This is a genomic window from Parabacteroides sp. PH5-46 (assembly GCF_029892785.1).
GTDB lineage: Bacteria > Bacteroidota > Bacteroidia > Bacteroidales > Tannerellaceae > DFXE01.
In genome coordinates this window covers 1-18,989 of record NZ_JARXXA010000026.1, presented here as the reverse complement: position 1 = coordinate 18,989, position 18,989 = coordinate 1, and the positions used below count along the sequence as shown (strand labels likewise).

The following is an 18,989-nucleotide window of genomic DNA, read 5'->3' as shown; positions in this document are numbered from 1 at the left end:
AGGATTTACTCTTGCTTATTAAACAAAACTTGTAGTGTATATTCATCATGGATTAGTACAATACCTTTTTGCTTATGAATCACTCCCAAGTTTACTAACTCTTTTATTATATTACTTGCACGATTATGTCCGATTAAAAATTTCCTTTGAATTAGTGGTATGGAAACTTGCTGTTGTATTACAATATAATTTGCTGCATCAAACAACAATGGGTCTTTGTATGGTTCTTTAGTGCTTTTGCTGTCGTTTTGTGAATTTTTACCATCGTTTGGTAAATATGAATATATAAGCTCTGTTAATTCCTGCCAATTTTGATACTTGTTAGACAATTCTCTTTTGTATCCTATATAAGGGTGATGCTCTAATTCTTTTCTGCGTTCTTCCAATTCAGTTATGATTGATTCGTTTTCATTCTTTTCCTTCTCCATATTTAGCAAATACAAAGGATATTGCCTTTGCCATCTTATCTCCTTATAAATAAGAGGGAACAGAAAAAGACTAATTGGTAAAACAAATAATATAAATAACCCTGATGCCGCTGCGGGCTCTTCAAAAAGAACCATTATGATTAGAATTAGTGATAGGACAAATAGTGTTCCTAAAAATTTTATCCAATTTCCACGTGTACGGTTCTTATAGGGCTTTATATTATAGGTAAATTGTTTTTTCTTGTAGGCTTCCAGTTCTATTACTTCTTGTCTCTTGAATTTAGTATTCTTTTCCACATAATCAATTTCAGTAGAGATTAAAAATGGGAAATCGCTATTTTCGTATTTGCTCAAATTTTCTTGACTTCTACTTTTAAGTTCCTTAATCTTGCATTCAATACTCCTACAAAAATTTTTATCGGAAATATCTTCTAAATTCTCTTTGGCTTCTTTAATATTTGCAGATATAACGTCTTCAAATAATTTCATCAAAAAAATTTGAAGAGTGATTGATTGTTCCTCAGCAATGGCACAAGTGGCTTCACTCATATTATATGCCAATGATTTGTAGTATTTTAATGTTTCTCTATGCTTGATTTCTCTTAGTTGATTTTCTAAAATCTTTCTTGAAACACTATTGCTATGTTCAATCTCTTTTTGTAAATCGCCTATTTGCTCACATTGGGCATATTGAGCAATCAGCATTTGTTTGTTTAATGCACCAATCTTCATTAGCGAATAAGATTGATGTAAATTCAATATTCTATCTATATTTGCCATAAAATACGTGGACTAAACTACATCTGCTATTGGGGTATCGGCAAAACACCTTGTCATCAAATGAGTAAAGCCCACGCTATAAAACGCAGGCACTAACTCTTTACTCTTGATGACTACTTCAAATTTTGCCGATTTTCAATAGCAAGAATAAAAGCTAATGCTTTTAATCAATATGTAGATATTAATATTTCTGTTTCGTATCTCTTTATTTTAATCGTTTGTACAAAGTTAATAAAAAGCTATAATAGTACAAGGCAATAAAAAAGGCTGGTTCTTGCAAAATTCGTTCTAACCTATGTGTACTACCCCAGCCACACCCGTACATAAAATCCATTTAAGGGGTACCCCCTTCTGTGCGGAGCAACATTCATGAGCAGCTTTGCCACGCTACGCCAGTAAGAAAAATTCCGTGGGAAAAATCTAATCCACGCCCGTCTAAAAATAAAACTCCACGCACAGGGAATTTAAAATTACGCTGGTGTTGGTGTCCCCTGTATATAGGAGAGACACACTGTCCCGCACGCTTACTTTCTACCACACGGATAACTGCTCATGTACACAGTTGTTAGTTTTCTCCGCCGGACACATCCCTACGCTATTTGTCCCACACATATCTATCACAGGCTATCTGTATCTACGCAGTCTATCTTTGTGACATCTATCCACCTTACCCAACGCATAGGTTTGTATGGGTAATAGGGAGAATCCGTACATATAAAAGTTTGTACACTCATGTATGTATTACTTGTTATGGTTACTACTATAATAGTACACATTTTATTCATTCCGCACTTCCGCGAAATTTTTATTTGTATGTTTTATTTATAACCGCCTATTTAGGGTGTTTTCTCAAGGGTAGTACTACTACCCTGTTATTGATTATTTATATTATTACTCCTTGTACAGGGGATTATCTTTATGTTTTTGTAGATGTAGAAAATAACTATTCATACAGGTAGAAATACTCATGTTTTTTGGATTGAAAAAAAGGGTTGTACGGGTTTATTACCTGTTTGGATATAAAAATAGGTAGAACTATCTTCACAGACTGTTCTACCTGATAACTAAAATTATTATCCGTATATATTTTTGTCAGTTTACTCCAACAGTCATATTCCTACATCGGTTACAAAAAAAGGAACGCTACCGAATAACGCTCCTTAAATCTTATAGTAAAAAATGCATTATTCTAAATCTATACCTTTTTGATTATAAGTTTTTACCAAATACTGTTCTATAAGTTTCTCTGCCCTGTCACGCATATAAGAACTGTAAGAGTTTTCTTTGATAAAATTCACCACGTCTTCTGCCCTATATAGAACGTTTTTTCGACTAATTATATAACAGTTGAGTCTCCTCTCTGTACGGTAGTTATATAATGTTCGTTTGCTTACTTGTAATATACAAGCAACGGCTGTTGAATTTAAAAATAAATTAGATGTATCCATATTTATAAACTGTTTAATGAATTAATAGCTTCTTGTTTTTTGTCTGATACCACTTTTGCATAAATTTGAGTTACTCTAACATCACTGTGTCCGAGTAAATCTCTTATTACCATTATATTTATATCCTTTGAAACCAATAGGGTTCCGAACGTGTGTCGTCCAACATGAGTGGATAATGCTTTATTGATTCCAGCTTTTTTTGCTATTTGTTTGAGTTGTTTATTAATTATTGCCGTTGCCGAACTAATTGCGTTTAACGCATCTTGTGCTGAAACTTTCTCCACATCCACTTTCAGAATATTAAAAACATAACTATCAGGTAGGATTGGCTTACCTACTTCATTCAGCACTTCTCTTTTTTTATCTAAAATAGCCTTAACTACATCTGTTTGCGGTATAGAAAAGGTCTTCTTTGTTTTTCTCATACATATATTTATTTCTGAATCAGTAACATTTTTCCATTTTAAAGTAAGAATGTCAGAAATACGTATGCCTGAATAACATTCAAACAAAAAGATATCTTTAGCGTCATACAACGAACTCTTTAGCCTTAGCCTCATCTTGGAAATTTTTCTAACTTCTTCTATATCTAAAAAAGTTCGTAAGGTCTGCTCTCGCTTAAATTTGAACTTCTTGAATGGGAAATCGGCTTCGTTCAAATCATAATTCTGGTAAATATCACGTAGCAATTTTGCTATGGCTTTCATATTTACAGTAACCGTATTCCTATTATTACCTAACTGGTTTAACAAGTAGTTCTCGTATTGCTTGATAAATTCGGCATTTATTCTTCCTATCGGCAATGTTTCAGATTGCACATAATTGCGTAGCTTCCATATAACCGATTTTGTCTTTTTATATGTGGCATATTGTCCTCTCTCTTCTAATTGTGTGAGATATTTATCTGCATACTCAAACAAATCAAAAGATGTTCTATTATTAATTTTATTCCGTATAGTGGATGTATTAACCGAATTGTCTGTCAACCCCAGAAGATAAACTTCCCGTTCTATTGCCGCCTTACGATTGGTAATTTGCATATTCAAATCGTCTGCATTTGGGTGTTGCTTTTTTACACATTGTCTTTTCTCATCCCAGTATTCAGGGTTTACATGGGCTATTGTTTTGTACGTTGATTTCCTGCTTTTAGTTACTCTTAAACAAACAGGAACTTCATTTGTGGATTTTGATAATTTATCCAATCTAATTACAACTTTAAATTTTACTGCGTTCATAATTTTTTTTGCTACGTTATATACTTCCATAATAATCTCCAATCGTTAGGTGGGTAAAACATAGGTAAAACATTTACCACCCCTTGTTAGTGAAAATAAAAAATGTAAATGAAAAAAGCAAACCAGCGTTACCTTTGTAACAAATTGAGAATCAATAACCAAATTATTATCGAAAAAAAATAATAGAAAATAGAGGAAAACTATTTTAGAACTGGTGGCACCACTAAAGAAGAGTAACAAAACGAAGCAAATCGCAGAAACATAGATTGTTTTGTTTTTTTCTTGTTATGGCAACTCCGTGAAAATGGCAAAAAATGTCCATTTATAGAACATTCCTCTTTGATCATTCATCGGCTTTTTATTTCGACGAAAAAAGCAAGCAAAATAGAATTTTATGTGTTTGTTTTTTGAATATTGCATACCTGCAAACTCGTTTCATTTCCTTAATTTTGAACCATTAAAAAGAGGTATTATCTATCAGAAAATCATTTTTTATTTTTCTAAAGGAAAGTGCAAGTGAAACTAGGGTACCGATGTCACCCATTATCTGTGCTAGGTGATTCTTTATATCTGCGCCAGAAGCACAGACCTAGTTAGCTTGGCGATATATGTCGCTATTTCATTAATCTCTTTTTTCTTTTGATTGCAGATGATGAGACGTATGCCGTTTACATCCCATTCTTCACAGTTACCAGGCCAGTAAGGAACTGTCTGTATAAAAGTGTGATGCGATTACTTTCACAGGATACGGTTTGCTTCACGAATTGGCTTAATCTCCTCATACAAAGATAAAAAATAGTTTACAGGTCAATTTGTCAAAGTGAAGGCTGTGGAGTTCATTTTTACCTTTTCCGTCATGCACTATTATTGAACATCAACCCGATAGAAGCTTGTGAAGTTTATAACATCAAATTGGCTACTGGGATGAAACGTAACGCAAATGCTACAGATTTACCCGATTTATTTCGTTATGCCAGCAAATATGAATAAAAAATAAAATAATTTTAAGCATGAAGTCTCAGTGGCTTGAGTTGGTCATTATTGGCTTATGTTTTATTTTACATGATGATATTATTATGTATCCCAAAGAAATTGTAAGTTTGTAGATTAAGTAATTGAAAGTTTATAATATGTCTATTATAAAACAGATAAAAGAGCGCAAATCTGTGCGCAGTTACACCGGAAAGCCCTTAAGCGAAGAACATGTCGATAGTATAAACGACTATATAGGACAACTGAATCCTCCTTTCGGGACAAAAGCAAGAATACAGTTAATCAGGGCAAAGACAGGCGACCAACCTGTCAAACTCGGAACTTATGGAGTAATGAGCGGTGCGACAGACTTTTTACTTCTTATTGCTGAAAAAGGCTTAATGTCTGAAGTTGGAGCAGGTTATATGTTTGAACAAGTAGTTCTTTACTGCACTGAATTAGAACTTGGAACCTGCTGGCTTGGTGGCACATTGAAACGAGATGATTTTCTGAAACAAATTCAACTTTCCGACAATGAAGAACTGATTGTTATTTCTCCTGTCGGGTATAAAAGAGAAAAAAAGACACTATTGGAATCCATAATGAGAGCAGGAGCAGGAAGTGACAAACGCAAACCTTTCGGTTCACTGTTTTTTAATAGCACTTTTGAAAACCCTTTAACAGAAATAGATGCCGGAGACTATAAAACTCCTCTGGAAATGCTGCGGCTCGCTCCATCAGCAAGCAATAAACAACCCTGGCGTGTTGTGATGAAAGATAACGCTTTCCACTTTTACTACCATGCAGGACGATTCTCTGCAAATGATATAGGGATTGCCCTCTGCCATTTCGAACTTACTTGCAATGAAGTACACTTAAAAGGGCATTTTGAAAGAATGCCCGATGTATCCTCCTCTAATGATGTAGAATACGTAACTTCATGGATAATAGAATAGGCCTTTTTATTACAATAATACCAAGATGAATATAGAAGAATTAAGAGAATATTGTCTTTCGCTGAAAGAAGCAACGGAATATATGCCGTTTGAAGATGAATATCTTATTTTCAGGATATTCGACAAATGGTTTGCTATAATCCCATTGAACGACCCGGAATTGAAAATAACAGTGAAATGTGACCCTTCGGAAGCTATCGACCTACGGGAACGCTATAATAGCGTAGAACCAGCCTGGCATTTTAACAAGAAATTCTGGAACAGCATCACGCTTAACAGCGATATGAACGACGAAACCGTAAAACATTGGATTCGTCACTCAATAAAAGAAGTACTAAAAAAGCTCCCCAAGAAAGTACAATCGGAATATCTGGAAAACAACCCATCGCCTCCGGAATAACACAGTAAAGAACCAAAAAGAAAAACAACGTGAGCCAAAAAGAACATTAATCACGAATAAAATCATCTATCTTTGCATGAATAAAGCAATCCTCTGCAAAGTATGAAGAAATACATAAAAGTCCCCACCGCATTAATCTGTGACACCGCCTGCCAAAGTACGCTGTTATTAGACGGTTGCTCCGTTATCGAATCCTGTGTTCATACGCTAAACGGAACGGGAACCATGTTTCTTGAAGAGCATCTCTTATTCCTCGTACTTGAGGGACAGTTTATTATGCACTACGGCAAACAGACGTATACGGTGAATAAGAACGAAATGATTTTATTGAAGAAGGCCACCTCGGTGAAGTATGAAAAGACCGGCGACCCGGACAATGATAATATATCCGAATGCATAATGTTCTGCCTGAAAGATGACCTGATAAAAGAGTTTCTCACTATGGCAAACGTAAAGATTCCCCGCACGGAAGAAGAAATAAAAACATCGGTTTACCCGATGGATGAATGTTTGATTGCCTTTGGCCGCTCTCTCGACCCTTATTTCAAATGCCCCACATCGGTAGACCCCGGACTGCTCCGTCTCAAAATAATGGAACTATTGTATGACATATCCCTATCCAATAAAAATATGTTCATTCAGTTGCTTCAATTCAGGCAGCCGGCACGTATGGATATCCGAAAAGTAGTAGAACAATACTATGCCACACCCGTCACTCTGCCCGAGCTGGCCTATCTTTCCGGACGCAGCCTTTCCAGTTTCAAGCGCGACTTTCAGTTACTCTACAATATGCCTCCTGCCCGATGGATAAAAGAGAAACGACTGGAGAAGGCCAAGGAAATGATTCAGAACACCGCAATACCTGTCAATGAAATAGGCTATTCCATGGGCTTCGAAAATATGTCTCATTTTTCACGTATCTTTAAAGAATATTATGGCCAATCACCAACCGAATATCGCCAACCTATCAGATTGGACTGAATAGAACAAAACTTTGAGCCATATAGCAAATCTTATGGATAGGATATGCCTTAATTTTGCATCAAACAAACTATCAAAGATAAACGTATGGAAAAGAAAAGAATTTTAGTCATTACAGGAAGCCCGAGAAAGAACGGCAATAGTGATTTATTGGCAGAAGCTTTTATCGAAGGAGCCTTACAGGCAGGGCATACAGTCGAACGTTTCGATAGCGGTCGTAAGAAAGTCAGAGGCTGTATAGCCTGCGACAAATGCTTTACCCGTGGAACAGCATGTGCGGTAAAAGATGATTTTGATGAAGTAGCGCCCCTGATTGCACAAGCCGATACGCTGGTATTCAGTTCGCCACTATATTATTTCTCTTTCCCGGCACAGATAAAGGGCGTTATAGACCGGCTCTATTCCTTCAATTCAAGCCCTGAACCACTAAAAATAAAAGAAACAGTTTTACTCGCCTGCGGAGAAACATCAGACCTCACCGATTTTGAAGGCATGGCCAAAACATATGAAAAGATAGCCTCATACTTAACTTGGAAAGACCGTGGGCAATTACTCGTTCCCGGAGTCTATGACAAAGGCGATATAAACACAAAAGGACAAGACTATCTTAAATCAGCCAAAGAACTTGGGTTTACATTGTAAGTCACTATCTTTGCCGGGAATAAAAGATAAGTATGGCAGAACCCTTTAAAAACATGTACAACGAGCAATTCTTCGACCTACTCACGAAAGACTTAAAGCTCGTCATTCCCGATTTTGATGCTCATGCATTTGTGTCTCAGGTAATGGACAAGGAATGGGAAAACAGAGAACTCAAACAACGTGTTGCGCACATCACAACAGTACTCAAAAGGTTTTTGCCGGCAGATTATAAAGATGCAATCGCTAAAATACTCGAACTGCTAGATTGTATAGAAGCCAGATATCCGCATTGCTCCAAGATAGATGATACGAAGTTTGGTTTACTGTTAGAGTATGGGGCGATTCTGGATAATTACGTAGAACAATACGGACTGGACGATTATGAAACTTCTGTCAAAGCGATAGAGAGAATCACCCAGTTCACAAGCTGTGAATTTGTTACTCATTCGCTTATAGTCAAATATCCCGACGCAATGATGGCGCAAATGCTCGTTTGGTCGAAGCACGAACATTGGGGAGTAAGGCGGCTTGCATCAGAAGGTTGCCGCCCGCGCCTTCCCTGGGCTATGACTTTGCCGAGTTTGAAAGCAAATCCTGCACCTATCATTCCTATATTGGAAAATCTTAAAAACGACCCGGCAAGATTTGTACGGCTGAGTGTTGCCAACAACCTGAATGATATTGCAAAAGACAACCCCGAAGTGGTGATTGATTTAGTGAAAAGATGGCAGGGGGAGTCGGAAGAAGTAGATTGGATTATTAAACACGGCTGCCGGACACTCCTCAAACAAGGTAATTCGGAGGTGATGGAGCTATTCGGCTTGGGTTCTGCCAAGAATATACAGATTGAGAACTTTCAGATTGCAACACCTCAAGTGAAAATCGGGCACTCATTGGAGTTTAGTTTCAACCTGTTGAATAATAGCAATAAGGGAACTAAAATAAGACTTGAATACGGCTTGTATTATCAAAAGGCGAACGGCACGCTATCGAAGAAAGTCTGTAAAATCAGTGAAAAAGACTACGCCGCAAATTCAACCACACGCATCACCCGCAAACACTCTTTCAAGATAGTAACCACCCGAAAACTTCATCCCGGACTTCATCAGGTTGCAGTTATAATCAACGGAAATGAGTTTGAGAAACATGATTTTGAACTGATAGAATGAGAAACACAGCCAACAACCAACGACAACCATCAGTAGAAATAAAATACTTTGAAGACAGAAAAGATTGGCGAAAGTGGCTGACAGACAACTTTGAGACAACCAATGAGGTTTGGTTTGTATTTCCTCAGAAGTTGTCGGGCAAAAAAAGTATCACGTATAACGACGCGGTTGAAGAAGCCCTTTGTTTTGAGTGGATTGACAGCACGATAAAACCGCTTGACGAAGAACATCGGATTCAGCGTTTCACCCCCAGAAACCCTAAAAGTACATACTCGCAAGCCAACAAAGAAAGACTTAACTGGTTGTTGGAAAACAAAATGATACACCCAAAGTTTGAGGATAAAATACGGAATGTCTTGTCTGTCCCTTTTGTTTTTCCAAATGATATAATCGACAGATTGAAAGAAGATAAAACAGCATGGAGAAACTATCAATACTTTTCTGACACATATAAGCGTATCCGCATAGCATATATTGAAGCCGCCAGGAAACGACCCGAAGAATTTGAAAAGCGGTTAAATAACTTTATAGGTAAAACAAAAGAGAACAAAACAATAACAGGTTTTGGGGGAATTGAAAAATACTATTGATTTATACAACATAAGTCAAGTTAAATGCTGTATAATTTGAGATTTAATCGGCAGAGTTTATATTTTTGTACCGCAGGAAATTGTTGGTCGACAGCTATCAGCCAATTAACCGACAGCTGTCAGCCAACTAGCCGACAATTATCAACCAATTGGCCGACGGCCGTCAGCCAACAATTTCCTGCAGTATATTTTAGAAATAGTAATTTATTAAATACACAATGAACAAAAAAGAAGTAATTTTCGTACTCTTAAATGAGTTTGCCGACTGGGAAGGAGCTTATATCTCTACCTGTCTGAATATAGGTGTTAAACCTGGAGGCCCAATCAAATACGCCGCAAAAACAATGTCGATAACCAAAGACCCTGTTATGTCGATAGGCGGATTCAAAGTGTTGCCCGATTATGGTCTGAACGATATACCAACCGACTATGCCGGACTGGTATTGATTGGTGGTATGCATTGGTTCTCGCCCGAAGCAGCGCAAATTGTTCCGCTTGTAGAGAAAGCAGTTAAAGAGAATAAGTTAGTTGCCGGAATATGCAATGCTTCAGTATTTCTCGGAGCAAATGGTATTCTCAACAACGTGAAGCATACAAGCAACGGGTTAGATTATCTGAAACAATATGCCGGAGAAAAATATACCGGTGAAGCCAACTATATAAACAAACAAGCTGTAAGAGACGGCAACATTGTTACTGCCAACGGAACAGCTCCATTGGATTTCTGCCGTGAAATCCTGTATGTATTAGATGCGGATACCCCTGAAATTATAGAAGAGAGTTACCAATATTACAAAAATGGATTCTTGCCTGAATAAGATTTATGTATAAAGAATATCCACCCGACCTACGCTTACAGCGTTTGATAGAAACCTATTGGGTTGCTGATGGGGTGATTGAAGACTCGGTCACGCAGAGGATTCTCCCCGACGGTTGTGTGGATATTATCTTTGATTTCGGAAGCAACAATAATACAAAACAACACCCAACCGGCTTGCCTAAGCTCGTCGGTACGATGACTTCTTTGTTGGAAATCTCTTATCAGCCGGGGCGGGTGCAAATGATGGGAATCCGTTTTGCTCCGGCAGGGATTACCGCATTTACCCGTATGCCTGTCTCCGGGATTACCAACCAAAATATAGAACTCCCGCTTGCCGAAACGCTGTTTGATAAAAGTTTCTATGAGCGATTACCCGATATGGAGTGCATGCAGGAACGTATAGTGTATATCAATACGTATTTTCTGGCGCGTATGCACAAGTTATATCTGCCGGACCGGCAAATCAAGCATGCTGTTTCTCTTATTCAAAGCAATAATGGGCACTTATCTGTCTGGAAAATAGCCGGAGAGGTCTGTCTGTCGGAACGGCAATTTGAACGTAAATTCAAAACAACCATCGGTATATCTCCCAAGGCATTCAGTAACATTATGCGCTTCCGGTTTGTCCGCAGGTACATGGAAGCTCACCCGGATGAAAGCATGTACGAAATAGCTATTGCCTGTGGTTATCACGATCATTCGCACATGAATAAAGAGTTTCAGCGATTGGGAAGTTTCTCTCCGTCGGAATACGCAGTGTAGAATGTCGGTTTTTTACACGAAATACATCAAAGAGGTATTGTATTTTTGTACTTAAAAAGATGAAAACAATGGAATATCAAACTCTATCCCCCAATATTGGCGTAAAGAACGTTGATGAAACAGTACAGTTCTATACCGAAACATTAGGTTTTAATCTGATTATGAGTGTTCCCGCCCCAACCGGAGGTTTGCAATGGGCAATGGTTGCCAATGGCGGAGCAACGCTTATGTTTCAGGAAATGGGTAACCTGACCGAAGAATATCCGCAATTAGCCAGTCGTCCGGTATTGGGTGCTATGACCTTTTATGTAAAGATGAAAGGTATGCAAACGCTATACGAAAAACTTCAGGGAACAAAGTATCTCGCCAAAGAAATGCATAAAACATTCTATGGAGCAGACGAATTCGCTATCTTTGATAATAACGGACATATTCTGACTATAACGGAAGATACAGCAGATTAAGTTAAAAAAAGAGTATTATAAATTAAAAATAAAACAATTATGAAATTCAATAACGTAAGACTATTAGTTAAAGACTATCGGAAATGTTTCGATTTTTATACCCAACAACTTGGCCTGGAAGCAGCTTGGGATGTTGAAGAATGTTATGGTAGCTTCAAAGTAGCCGACGGAGTAGAAGGGCTTGCTATATTCACATCAGACTATATGGCTCCCGCTATTGGTAACGCCGACAAGACGCAACCCATAGGTTATCGCGAAAAGTCAATGGTTTCTTTTGAGGTTGATAATGTGGACGAAAGCTATCAGGCACTTTCAACAAAAGGGATTAAATTCATTAATGAACCCATGGATATGCCCGGCTGGGGAATGCGCGTTGTCCACTTGTACGACCCGGAAGAGAACCTGATAGAATTGTTTACCCCACTTAAATAATCAGAATAATGAAAAGTCTTACAGACGCAATCGAACAAATGATTCGAAAACAGAACGTTAGCTTTATAAGTTCTGTTGATGAGGATGGCTATCCAAACACAAAGGCGATGTTGGCACCTGTCAAACAGGAGGGTATCCAAACATTCTATTGGCATACCAATAGCCTGTCTGTACGAATCAAACAATACCGAAACAACCCGAAAGCCTGTATTTACTTTTACGACAAAGAGTCTTTCGAGGGAGTGATGCTGAAAGGCACAATGGAGGTTGTGGATGATGCAGACACCAAAAAGGCTATTTGGAAAGACGACTTCTCCATCTATTACAAAGGCGGAGTGGATGGTGGAGATTTTATACTATTAAGATTTACGGCCGAATCCGGCCGCTATTACAGTAATTTCAACTCAATAAGTTTTATGGTAAATAAAGAAGAGAATATGAACGACCCAATTTGTCAAAGCTGCGGTATGAACATGAGAACCGCCGAAGAGTTCGGTACGAACGCCGATGGAACACCTAATCAGGAGTATTGTCACTATTGTTATCAGAACGGCACATTTACCCGGGACGTAACAATGGACGAAATGCTGGAAACCAACCTGAAATACCTCGATCATTGGAACAAAGAAACAGGAAACAACTTTACTCCAGATGAAGCACGCCCAATCTTGCGCGAGTTTCTATCATCCCTCAAACGTTGGAAGAAGGATTGAAATGGAGGTTCCAAACCCCATACTGTTTATTCTGTCGGGATTGCCTGCTTCGGGAAAATCAAGTCTGGCAAAACTTATTGCCAGGAAGTACAATGCTGTCTATCTGCGAATCGACACCATAGAACAAGCATTGCGAGATTTATGTAACCACGATGTACAAGGCGAAGGATATCGTTTGGCTTACCGCATAGCAAGCAACAATCTGGACTTAGGACATAATGTGGTTGCCGATTCATGCAATCCGATAGATATTACCCGCAGGGAATGGGAGGAAGTGGCAACACGAAGCAATAGCCGGTATATTAATATTGAAGTAATCTGTTCGGACAAGGAAGAGCATAAAAGACGAGCTGAAAATCGGCGCACCGAAGTGGAAGGCTTAAAACTCCCTACATGGAATGAAATCCAAAGTAGGGAGTATCATGCATGGGAAACAACTCGAATTGTGATTGATACAGCAAATAAATCAATAGAAGAAAGCTTCTATGAATTGAAAAAAGAAATAAGAGATGCAGTAAAAAGAATAGAATGTATGGCAATTGGCAAAAGCAATATTACATTAAAGCCTTTACTTAAAGAAGATATACCTCTATTTGAAGAATGGCTCAATAAAGACTATATTTACGAAAGATTGTGTCCTGACGGAGAAGAACAAAGGAAATCCTGGCTGGAAGAAGTGGCTAACAAAGACGGCAAGTACAATTTCCTGACACACTTTGTTGTCTGTCATAACGACCGTAAAATAGGCTATTGCCTTTATGCTGACTGCTTCTTTCTGAAAGATTTGGAAGAAGAAGGACATGATTTCGAAGGATTGTATGGAGACGTAACAGAGAAAAACCATACCTATGAAATCGGTTATCTGATTGGAGAAGAGGAGTATCTGAATAAAGGTATCAGCAAAATCGTTATTCAGCAGTTAGAAGAAAGAATTATTGTTTTAGGCGGGCGCGAAATAGCGGCAGACCCTTCTGAAGAAAACACTTTCTCCATAAAGGCACTATTAAGTAATGGATTTATGAAAAAGAAAGACGGAGATTACAGGAAAGCTGTTTTAAATAATATACTATGACACAACATAATTGTGAAAAATGCCCTATAAGAGCAAAGTACGATAAAGATCCGAAGTCGATAATCGGGCGCTTCTGGCGTTGGCACATCAACTTTTGTCCCGGATGGAAGGGATATATTCGTTCATTGGAGGAAAGCGAAAAGCAAGTATTGAAAGATAAGTATCAGTTGAAAGTGTAGTGAAAAGCCTGTTGCAGCGGGCGCTTTCTGAGCAAACTTAGCAAGAATAGAACATCCCGTTTCCTTCATTCCGACTACTTTTGCAGACTATGAATATACAAGAAAATAGCCGCATAGAATACCGTGCACGTATCAACCGGGTGATGGACTATATCGAACAGAATCTGAACAAACAGATAGACTTAGGAGTAATGGCAGAGATAGCATCATTTTCCCCCTATCATTTCCATCGGATTTTCACCTATATCGTGGGCGAAACTCCTAACGAATTTGTTTCTCGTATAAGACTCGAAAAGGCGGCATTATTATTATTTGTCGATACCAACGCTTTGGTAGGCGACATTGCTTTTCAGTGTGGTTTTGCAAATGTATCTTCATTCAGTCGGACGTTCAAAACTTATTTCGGCTTGACTCCTAAAGAATTTAGAGAGCAAGAAAAAGCTATCTATTTAAAGGATGGTATTCGCTATGGCAAGAATTGCAAAGCCGTCAGCAAGATTGGCAAACACCCACAACGAGTAAATGCTCAACTTTGCAGTGTCGAATTTAATCAATTAATCATTATGGACACAAAAATTGAAGTTAAGCAAATGCCGGAGTTAAATCTGATTTACTGTCGCCATACAGGGGCGTTCAATAAGATAGGTGAGGCATACGAAAAACTCTTTCGTTGGGCAATTCCTCGCGGACTGGTAACACCGGAAACAAAAACGATAACTGTTTATCGGGACGACCCTGCAATAACAGCCGTTGAGAAAGTACGTCAAGATGCAAGTATCATTGTAAAAGGCGAAATAAAAGTAGAGGGTGAAATTAGTAAATCAACACTTCCTGCCGGTAAGTATGCCGTTGGTCGCTTCGAAATAAAGGAAACAGAGTTTGAGGAGGCATGGAATACGATGTGTGCCTGGTTGACCGAAAGCGGTTATCAGCCTGTCAACAGCCCTACTTGCGAATACTATCATAATGACTACAGTGCACATCCTGAGCATAGATTCATCGTTGATATCTGTATCCCGGTGAAGCCCTTGTAAGTTTAATACAAAACGGAAAAGATGCCTATTTTGGACAATTATATCCGAAATAGGCATTGTATATTTGCTATATGAATCGTGCTGATAAACAATACTGTCAGAGTTGCGGAATGCCTCTCCGTTTCGATGTAGAAGAATATCTGGGAACGAATTCCGATCATTCTCTTAGCGACGAGTATTGCTTTTATTGTCTGAAAGACGGTGGTTACACGGTTGATATTCCCATGAGCGAAATGGTGGATATCTGGGTGAAGTACACCGATAAATACAACTGGTATTCTAATACAAACTATACTCCGCAGGAATTAAGAACCTTACTGAATAAACGACTTCCCACATTAAAGCGTTGGCGGCAAAAGGAGGAAACCGAAAGTCTTCATCATAAAGCGGTCAACCGGGTTAAAGCGCATATAGATAAGAACCTTTTCTCTGGTCTTGATCCTGAGCAACTGGCCGTCATGGCAAATCTTTCTTTCTTCCACTTCCGGAAAGTATTCCGGAATACCACCGGAGAGAATATTGGCACATACATTCAACGCTTGCGACTGGAGTACGTTGCTCATCTGTTGATTGCAACGAATCAGTCTATCAGCGACATACAACAGCAAACGAATTATGCAACGAAGTTCAGTTTGGCAAAGGCATTTAAGAAGCACTTTGGTATTTCCATGTCAAGCTATCGAACGAAATACCAATCGGTAAATACATCGGAGATGCCGGGCAATCTGCCTAAACCCGAGATCCGTCGAATCAATAGCCTGAATACCATCTGTCTGGATGTGAATGGCGCTTTCAGAAACGTCCATACCTATCAGACTATCTGGGATCAACTGAAACACTATAAAGAGAAACATTTGGTAAAGGCCATAAGCAACTACTTTATAAGTGTCAGTCAGGATAATCCACAGATTACGTCGCCCGATTTACGCCGCTTGTATATTGGTTTTATAACAGATGAATATACATTGCCGGAAGGTAAATTTACTTTACAAGAAATTTCCGGCGGTATGTATGCCGTCTTTACACACCAAGGCAGCTACTCCCAATTGCCGGACTTGTACAAAACAATCCATGAGCAATGGCTCCCTCATAGCCGGTACACCCAGAAACATCCGCTTTCTTTCGAGGTTTACCTGAATACTCCCGATGAAGTGGGAGAGGAGGAATTAGTTACAGAGATTTATATATCCATAGATAAAAGCAAATAACATTAAAATAATTATGCCATTATGTTAGAACTCCCCGAAGTAATCACCCTCAGCAAGCAGGCGAACGACACGCTGAAAGGAAAAACAATCACGCAAGTATTCAATGCCACCAAGCCGCATAAGTTCACCTTCTACAACAGCGATCCGTTGGAGTACGGTAAACTGCTTGCTGGCAAAACCATACTATCCTCGCAAGGCTATGGTATGTTTGTCGATTTCCTCTTGTCGGGCCAGGTAACAATCAATATTGGAGACGGTGTAAATGCCCGGTACTATGAGCCGGGTAGTAAAATACCTGCCAACTATCAGCTACTACTGACGTTTGATGATGAATCTTTCCTTGTCTTTACCGTTGCTATGTATGGCTTTATCAATGCCTATCCCGATGGTATTATCGACAATAAATACTATAACCTAAGCAAAGAAAGCATCTCTCCGTTGAGCAATGAATATACGCCGGAACGATTCGAAAAGCTTTTCTCAGAAGCAAAGAAAACACTTTCAGCCAAAGCTCTTCTTGCCACCGAACAACGCATCCCCGGTGTTGGCAATGGTGTAACGCAGGATATTCTGTTCAATGCCCGCATCAACCCAAAACAAAAGGTATTGGCATTGTCCAACCAACAGAAAGAAACCTTATTCAATTCCTTGAAAGACACGTTACAGGAAATGACTTTTGAGGGCGGACGGGATACGCAGACAGATCTTTACGGTAATAACGGCGACTATCAAACCATCTTGTCTGCTAAAACATGGAAGAATGGTTGCCCTTGCTGCGGTACCGCCATCATAAAAGAGGCCTATCTGGGAGGGTCGGTTTATTATTGCCCGACGTGTCAGAGGATAGACTAATTAGTCCAAATCGTCGGCGATATCACGGATTTTGCGTTTGGCATCTGTGATGAGGTCTTCTGTCTTATCGCTGAAAGTATTGGTGTATTCTTTGGTTTTCTTAGCAAGAGAGTCAAAAAAGGTTTGAGATTGTTCTTTGAATTTTTCGTATTTCCCGCTCAAGAACTTATCCCAGTCGATGTCCAGGCCTTCTTTATCCATAAAATCCACAACTACTTTGAGTGCGTTTGAAGCTTGCTCTTCTGTCAGTCCGGCTTCGTCTTGTAATCTTTTTAATAAATTTTCCATTGCTTTTGCTATTTAGTTCTTACTTAAATTAATAACAATCTAATGAAGAAATGGTTTGTTAAAATATCATTCAGTGCATTAAAAATAATATGTATTTTTGTCTGATCAAAAATAGTTTAATCGAAATAAATGATTGATATACATTCTTTACCTGAAAAAGCGCGTAAAGTAGAACAGGAAACCATCCGGTTTTTCAAGTCTGTCAAGAAGAACCGGATGCGTGAATTAGATGATACCATACATGCTTTGCATGAAGAAGCTTTTGACGATATAAATTGCCTGGAGTGTGCGAATTGCTGCCGTTCTTTAGGTCCCCGCCTGACCGACCGGGATATCGAACGAATCGGAGCAGCCCTTCGTTTGAAGCCTCGGGAAGTAATATCCCAATATCTCCGTGTAGATGAGGACAATGATTATGTGTTTAAGGAAATGCCCTGTCCGTTCTTATGCAGTGACAATTATTGCAGCATCTATGAAGATCGTCCGAGAGCCTGCCGTGAGTATCCACATACCGACCGGAAAAAGTTTTATCAGATACATTCACTAACAATCAAGAATGCCGAAACCTGTCCTGCTGTATTCCAGATATTGGAAAACTTGAAAAAGGAATGGTAAAAGCCCCCCCCTTATTTCTCTAATCTTAATCCCTTCATTACTTTGGAAAGGAATGGAAAATCGTCTATCCGTCTGATATATGAAAGCCGGAACATACCGCTGAGGAGTGTGATATTGTCTTCTTCATAAAAAGCAGGAAAAGTAGTATTGCCTACAAAGGCAAAGGCCAAAGCCCATTTCTGCTGATCATAAACAACAGACAAACGAGGGAAGGCAGATGGATAGACCCTTAGCTTCTCTTTTCCAAATGTAGAAATCTTTTCGCTTCCGAAATGAATACCTCCTGTTATAGAACCGTTTATGAACCAGCTTTTGTTAATTACCCAATTGTAGGCATAGCCGGCATCTATGCCGAATTGAAAGTTGCTCAGGTTGTTGCTTTCATCGAAAAAGAAGGAGCCGTCAGACTTAATTCGTGTCCAGTAAATGCCTCCACCTAATAAGATACTGCCCGCCGATCTGACCTGCTTTTCATTATGTACATAAGCTGCCTTGTAGGAGAAACGTTTATTATTCAGGATGTAATATGCACTAAGCCCTAACTGCTGGAAAAGGAGGTCAGGACAAAGCTCTATCTCGCTGCCCGGCTTGTTTTCATTCTGCATGTAAAAACCTTTGTAATGCTGCGCGTAGAAATCGAAAAGGAACTTCCTGTCGTAATGATGATACTGCAAATCAAGAGATTCTGTCTTACCTTTCTTTTTGTCCCTCATGAAATCAAATCCATATCCCCCTGCAACGCTCAAGATTGTATTTTTCCATGAAATGCCTAATCCCAGTTTCATTGGGTTATTAGGCATGTACGATAGCTCTTCGGTAGGCGAATTTATAATAATAAAAGCAAACTCCCGTCCTAAATAGTCACCCCTTAAAAAGCGGCTTTAAGTTTTTCACTTAATAAAATTGTCTGTATCCGTAAAATGATATAGGCAATTTTTTGTTTGTATTT

22 protein-coding genes and 2 pseudogenes are annotated in these 18,989 nt (G+C 38.8%); 19 read left to right on the top strand and 5 right to left on the bottom strand.

Annotated features, from left to right (window positions below):
* Positions 1 to 5: 5 nt before the first annotated feature.
* The 3 genes from M2470_RS17715 to M2470_RS17705 form a co-directional block, all read right to left on the bottom strand.
* Positions 6 to 1,208 (bottom strand): DNA translocase FtsK, encoded by a 1,203-nt coding sequence (locus M2470_RS17715; protein ID WP_280744823.1) that lies wholly within the window; start codon positions 1,206 to 1,208, stop codon positions 6 to 8.
* Between the two features lie 1,184 nt (positions 1,209 to 2,392).
* Entirely contained in the window at positions 2,393 to 2,656 is a 264-nt protein-coding gene (locus tag M2470_RS17710) for a helix-turn-helix domain-containing protein (protein WP_280744824.1), read from the bottom strand.
* 2 nt (positions 2,657 to 2,658) lie between these two features.
* Positions 2,659 to 3,891, bottom strand: a complete 1,233-nt coding sequence (locus M2470_RS17705; RefSeq protein ID WP_280744825.1) for a site-specific integrase — start codon at positions 3,889 to 3,891, stop codon at positions 2,659 to 2,661.
* Positions 3,892 to 5,021: 1,130 nt separating this feature from the next.
* Here M2470_RS17705 and M2470_RS17700 point away from each other — a divergent pair.
* The 18 genes and pseudogenes from M2470_RS17700 (at position 5,022) to M2470_RS17615 (ending at position 17,137) form a co-directional block, all read left to right on the top strand.
* On the top strand, positions 5,022 to 5,819 hold the full coding sequence (locus tag M2470_RS17700) for a nitroreductase family protein (RefSeq protein WP_280744826.1): 798 nt from the start codon (positions 5,022 to 5,024) through the stop codon (positions 5,817 to 5,819).
* Between the two features lie 25 nt (positions 5,820 to 5,844).
* Positions 5,845 to 6,219 carry an MmcQ/YjbR family DNA-binding protein gene (locus M2470_RS17695; protein ID WP_280744827.1) on the top strand — a complete coding sequence of 125 codons (375 nt, stop codon included), beginning with the start codon at positions 5,845 to 5,847 and terminating at the stop codon, positions 6,217 to 6,219.
* A gap of 102 nt (positions 6,220 to 6,321) precedes the next feature.
* The gene (locus tag M2470_RS17690; protein WP_280744828.1) at positions 6,322 to 7,200 is read left to right on the top strand and encodes an AraC family transcriptional regulator; all 879 of its coding nucleotides are present in this window, start codon (positions 6,322 to 6,324) and stop codon (positions 7,198 to 7,200) included.
* Between the two features lie 87 nt (positions 7,201 to 7,287).
* On the top strand, positions 7,288 to 7,842 hold the full coding sequence (locus tag M2470_RS17685) for a flavodoxin family protein (RefSeq protein WP_280744829.1): 555 nt from the start codon (positions 7,288 to 7,290) through the stop codon (positions 7,840 to 7,842).
* A gap of 32 nt (positions 7,843 to 7,874) precedes the next feature.
* Positions 7,875 to 9,011: a DNA alkylation repair protein gene (locus M2470_RS17680; protein WP_280744830.1), complete on the top strand. Its 1,137-nt coding sequence runs from the start codon at positions 7,875 to 7,877 to the stop codon at positions 9,009 to 9,011.
* The gene (locus M2470_RS17675; protein WP_280744831.1) at positions 9,008 to 9,601 is read left to right on the top strand and encodes a YdeI/OmpD-associated family protein; all 594 of its coding nucleotides are present in this window, start codon (positions 9,008 to 9,010) and stop codon (positions 9,599 to 9,601) included. The genes M2470_RS17680 and M2470_RS17675 overlap by 4 nt, the downstream gene beginning before the upstream one ends.
* Positions 9,602 to 9,819: 218 nt before the next feature.
* Positions 9,820 to 10,419 carry a type 1 glutamine amidotransferase family protein gene (locus M2470_RS17670; RefSeq protein ID WP_280744832.1) on the top strand — a complete coding sequence of 200 codons (600 nt, stop codon included), beginning with the start codon at positions 9,820 to 9,822 and terminating at the stop codon, positions 10,417 to 10,419.
* Positions 10,420 to 10,424: 5 nt separating this feature from the next.
* A complete protein-coding gene (locus M2470_RS17665; protein WP_280744833.1) occupies positions 10,425 to 11,183 on the top strand; it encodes a helix-turn-helix domain-containing protein in 759 nt (252 codons plus the stop codon).
* A gap of 59 nt (positions 11,184 to 11,242) precedes the next feature.
* A complete protein-coding gene (locus tag M2470_RS17660) occupies positions 11,243 to 11,647 on the top strand; it encodes a VOC family protein (protein WP_280744834.1) in 405 nt (134 codons plus the stop codon).
* Positions 11,648 to 11,686: 39 nt separating this feature from the next.
* Positions 11,687 to 12,079, top strand: coding sequence for a VOC family protein (locus M2470_RS17655; RefSeq protein WP_280744835.1), 393 nt, complete (start codon positions 11,687 to 11,689; stop codon positions 12,077 to 12,079).
* An 8-nt stretch (positions 12,080 to 12,087) separates the two neighbouring features.
* Positions 12,088 to 12,489: pseudogene (locus M2470_RS17650) on the top strand (pyridoxamine 5'-phosphate oxidase family protein); the annotation flags it as partial.
* 27 nt (positions 12,490 to 12,516) lie between these two features.
* Positions 12,517 to 12,792: a zinc ribbon domain-containing protein gene (locus tag M2470_RS17645; RefSeq protein ID WP_280744845.1), complete on the top strand. Its 276-nt coding sequence runs from the start codon at positions 12,517 to 12,519 to the stop codon at positions 12,790 to 12,792.
* Positions 12,731 to 13,150, top strand: a pseudogene (locus M2470_RS17640) (AAA family ATPase); the annotation flags it as partial. The gene M2470_RS17645 and the pseudogene M2470_RS17640, both read left to right, overlap by 62 nt.
* Before the next feature lie 174 nt (positions 13,151 to 13,324).
* Positions 13,325 to 13,864 (top strand): GNAT family N-acetyltransferase, encoded by a 540-nt coding sequence (locus M2470_RS17635; protein ID WP_280744846.1) that lies wholly within the window; start codon positions 13,325 to 13,327, stop codon positions 13,862 to 13,864.
* The gene (locus M2470_RS17630; RefSeq protein ID WP_280744836.1) at positions 13,861 to 14,043 is read left to right on the top strand and encodes a hypothetical protein; all 183 of its coding nucleotides are present in this window, start codon (positions 13,861 to 13,863) and stop codon (positions 14,041 to 14,043) included. The genes M2470_RS17635 and M2470_RS17630 overlap by 4 nt, the downstream gene beginning before the upstream one ends.
* Before the next feature lie 89 nt (positions 14,044 to 14,132).
* Positions 14,133 to 15,077: an AraC family transcriptional regulator gene (locus tag M2470_RS17625; protein ID WP_280744837.1), complete on the top strand. Its 945-nt coding sequence runs from the start codon at positions 14,133 to 14,135 to the stop codon at positions 15,075 to 15,077.
* 71 nt (positions 15,078 to 15,148) lie between these two features.
* Positions 15,149 to 16,285 carry a GyrI-like domain-containing protein gene (locus M2470_RS17620; RefSeq protein ID WP_280744838.1) on the top strand — a complete coding sequence of 379 codons (1,137 nt, stop codon included), beginning with the start codon at positions 15,149 to 15,151 and terminating at the stop codon, positions 16,283 to 16,285.
* Between the two features lie 21 nt (positions 16,286 to 16,306).
* The gene (locus tag M2470_RS17615) at positions 16,307 to 17,137 is read left to right on the top strand and encodes an endonuclease VIII (protein ID WP_280744839.1); all 831 of its coding nucleotides are present in this window, start codon (positions 16,307 to 16,309) and stop codon (positions 17,135 to 17,137) included.
* Here M2470_RS17615 and M2470_RS17610 read toward each other — a convergent pair whose 3' ends face one another.
* On the bottom strand, positions 17,138 to 17,425 hold the full coding sequence (locus M2470_RS17610) for a hypothetical protein (RefSeq protein ID WP_280744840.1): 288 nt from the start codon (positions 17,423 to 17,425) through the stop codon (positions 17,138 to 17,140).
* Between the two features lie 129 nt (positions 17,426 to 17,554).
* Between M2470_RS17610 and M2470_RS17605 the strand changes: the two genes are divergently transcribed.
* Positions 17,555 to 18,040, top strand: coding sequence for a YkgJ family cysteine cluster protein (locus M2470_RS17605; RefSeq protein ID WP_280744841.1), 486 nt, complete (start codon positions 17,555 to 17,557; stop codon positions 18,038 to 18,040).
* An 11-nt stretch (positions 18,041 to 18,051) separates the two neighbouring features.
* Here M2470_RS17605 and M2470_RS17600 read toward each other — a convergent pair whose 3' ends face one another.
* Positions 18,052 to 18,870, bottom strand: coding sequence for a DUF4421 family protein (locus tag M2470_RS17600; protein WP_280744847.1), 819 nt, complete (start codon positions 18,868 to 18,870; stop codon positions 18,052 to 18,054).
* Positions 18,871 to 18,989 lie beyond the last annotated feature (119 nt).

Excerpts from the sequence above, each read along its gene's own strand:
- M2470_RS17665 (WP_280744833.1), top strand. The coding sequence starts at position 10,425 with ATGTATAAAGAATATCCACCCGACCTACGCTTACAGCGTTTGATAGAA.
- M2470_RS17610 (WP_280744840.1), bottom strand. The coding sequence starts at position 17,425 with ATGGAAAATTTATTAAAAAGATTACAAGACGAAGCCGGACTGACAGAA.
- M2470_RS17710 (WP_280744824.1), bottom strand. The coding sequence starts at position 2,656 with ATGGATACATCTAATTTATTTTTAAATTCAACAGCCGTTGCTTGTATA.
- M2470_RS17705 (WP_280744825.1), bottom strand. The coding sequence starts at position 3,891 with ATGAACGCAGTAAAATTTAAAGTTGTAATTAGATTGGATAAATTATCA.
- M2470_RS17615 (WP_280744839.1), top strand. The coding sequence starts at position 16,307 with ATGTTAGAACTCCCCGAAGTAATCACCCTCAGCAAGCAGGCGAACGAC.
- M2470_RS17635 (WP_280744846.1), top strand. The coding sequence starts at position 13,325 with ATGGCAATTGGCAAAAGCAATATTACATTAAAGCCTTTACTTAAAGAA.
- M2470_RS17695 (WP_280744827.1), top strand. The coding sequence starts at position 5,845 with ATGAATATAGAAGAATTAAGAGAATATTGTCTTTCGCTGAAAGAAGCA.
- M2470_RS17700 (WP_280744826.1), top strand. The coding sequence starts at position 5,022 with ATGTCTATTATAAAACAGATAAAAGAGCGCAAATCTGTGCGCAGTTAC.
- M2470_RS17690 (WP_280744828.1), top strand. The coding sequence starts at position 6,322 with ATGAAGAAATACATAAAAGTCCCCACCGCATTAATCTGTGACACCGCC.
- M2470_RS17625 (WP_280744837.1), top strand. The coding sequence starts at position 14,133 with ATGAATATACAAGAAAATAGCCGCATAGAATACCGTGCACGTATCAAC.
- M2470_RS17620 (WP_280744838.1), top strand. The coding sequence starts at position 15,149 with ATGAATCGTGCTGATAAACAATACTGTCAGAGTTGCGGAATGCCTCTC.
- M2470_RS17675 (WP_280744831.1), top strand. The coding sequence starts at position 9,008 with ATGAGAAACACAGCCAACAACCAACGACAACCATCAGTAGAAATAAAA.
- M2470_RS17670 (WP_280744832.1), top strand. The coding sequence starts at position 9,820 with ATGAACAAAAAAGAAGTAATTTTCGTACTCTTAAATGAGTTTGCCGAC.
- M2470_RS17715 (WP_280744823.1), bottom strand. The coding sequence starts at position 1,208 with ATGGCAAATATAGATAGAATATTGAATTTACATCAATCTTATTCGCTA.
- M2470_RS17630 (WP_280744836.1), top strand. The coding sequence starts at position 13,861 with ATGACACAACATAATTGTGAAAAATGCCCTATAAGAGCAAAGTACGAT.
- M2470_RS17655 (WP_280744835.1), top strand. The coding sequence starts at position 11,687 with ATGAAATTCAATAACGTAAGACTATTAGTTAAAGACTATCGGAAATGT.
- M2470_RS17685 (WP_280744829.1), top strand. The coding sequence starts at position 7,288 with ATGGAAAAGAAAAGAATTTTAGTCATTACAGGAAGCCCGAGAAAGAAC.
- M2470_RS17645 (WP_280744845.1), top strand. The coding sequence starts at position 12,517 with ATGAACGACCCAATTTGTCAAAGCTGCGGTATGAACATGAGAACCGCC.
- M2470_RS17660 (WP_280744834.1), top strand. The coding sequence starts at position 11,243 with ATGAAAACAATGGAATATCAAACTCTATCCCCCAATATTGGCGTAAAG.
- M2470_RS17680 (WP_280744830.1), top strand. The coding sequence starts at position 7,875 with ATGGCAGAACCCTTTAAAAACATGTACAACGAGCAATTCTTCGACCTA.
- M2470_RS17605 (WP_280744841.1), top strand. The coding sequence starts at position 17,555 with ATGATTGATATACATTCTTTACCTGAAAAAGCGCGTAAAGTAGAACAG.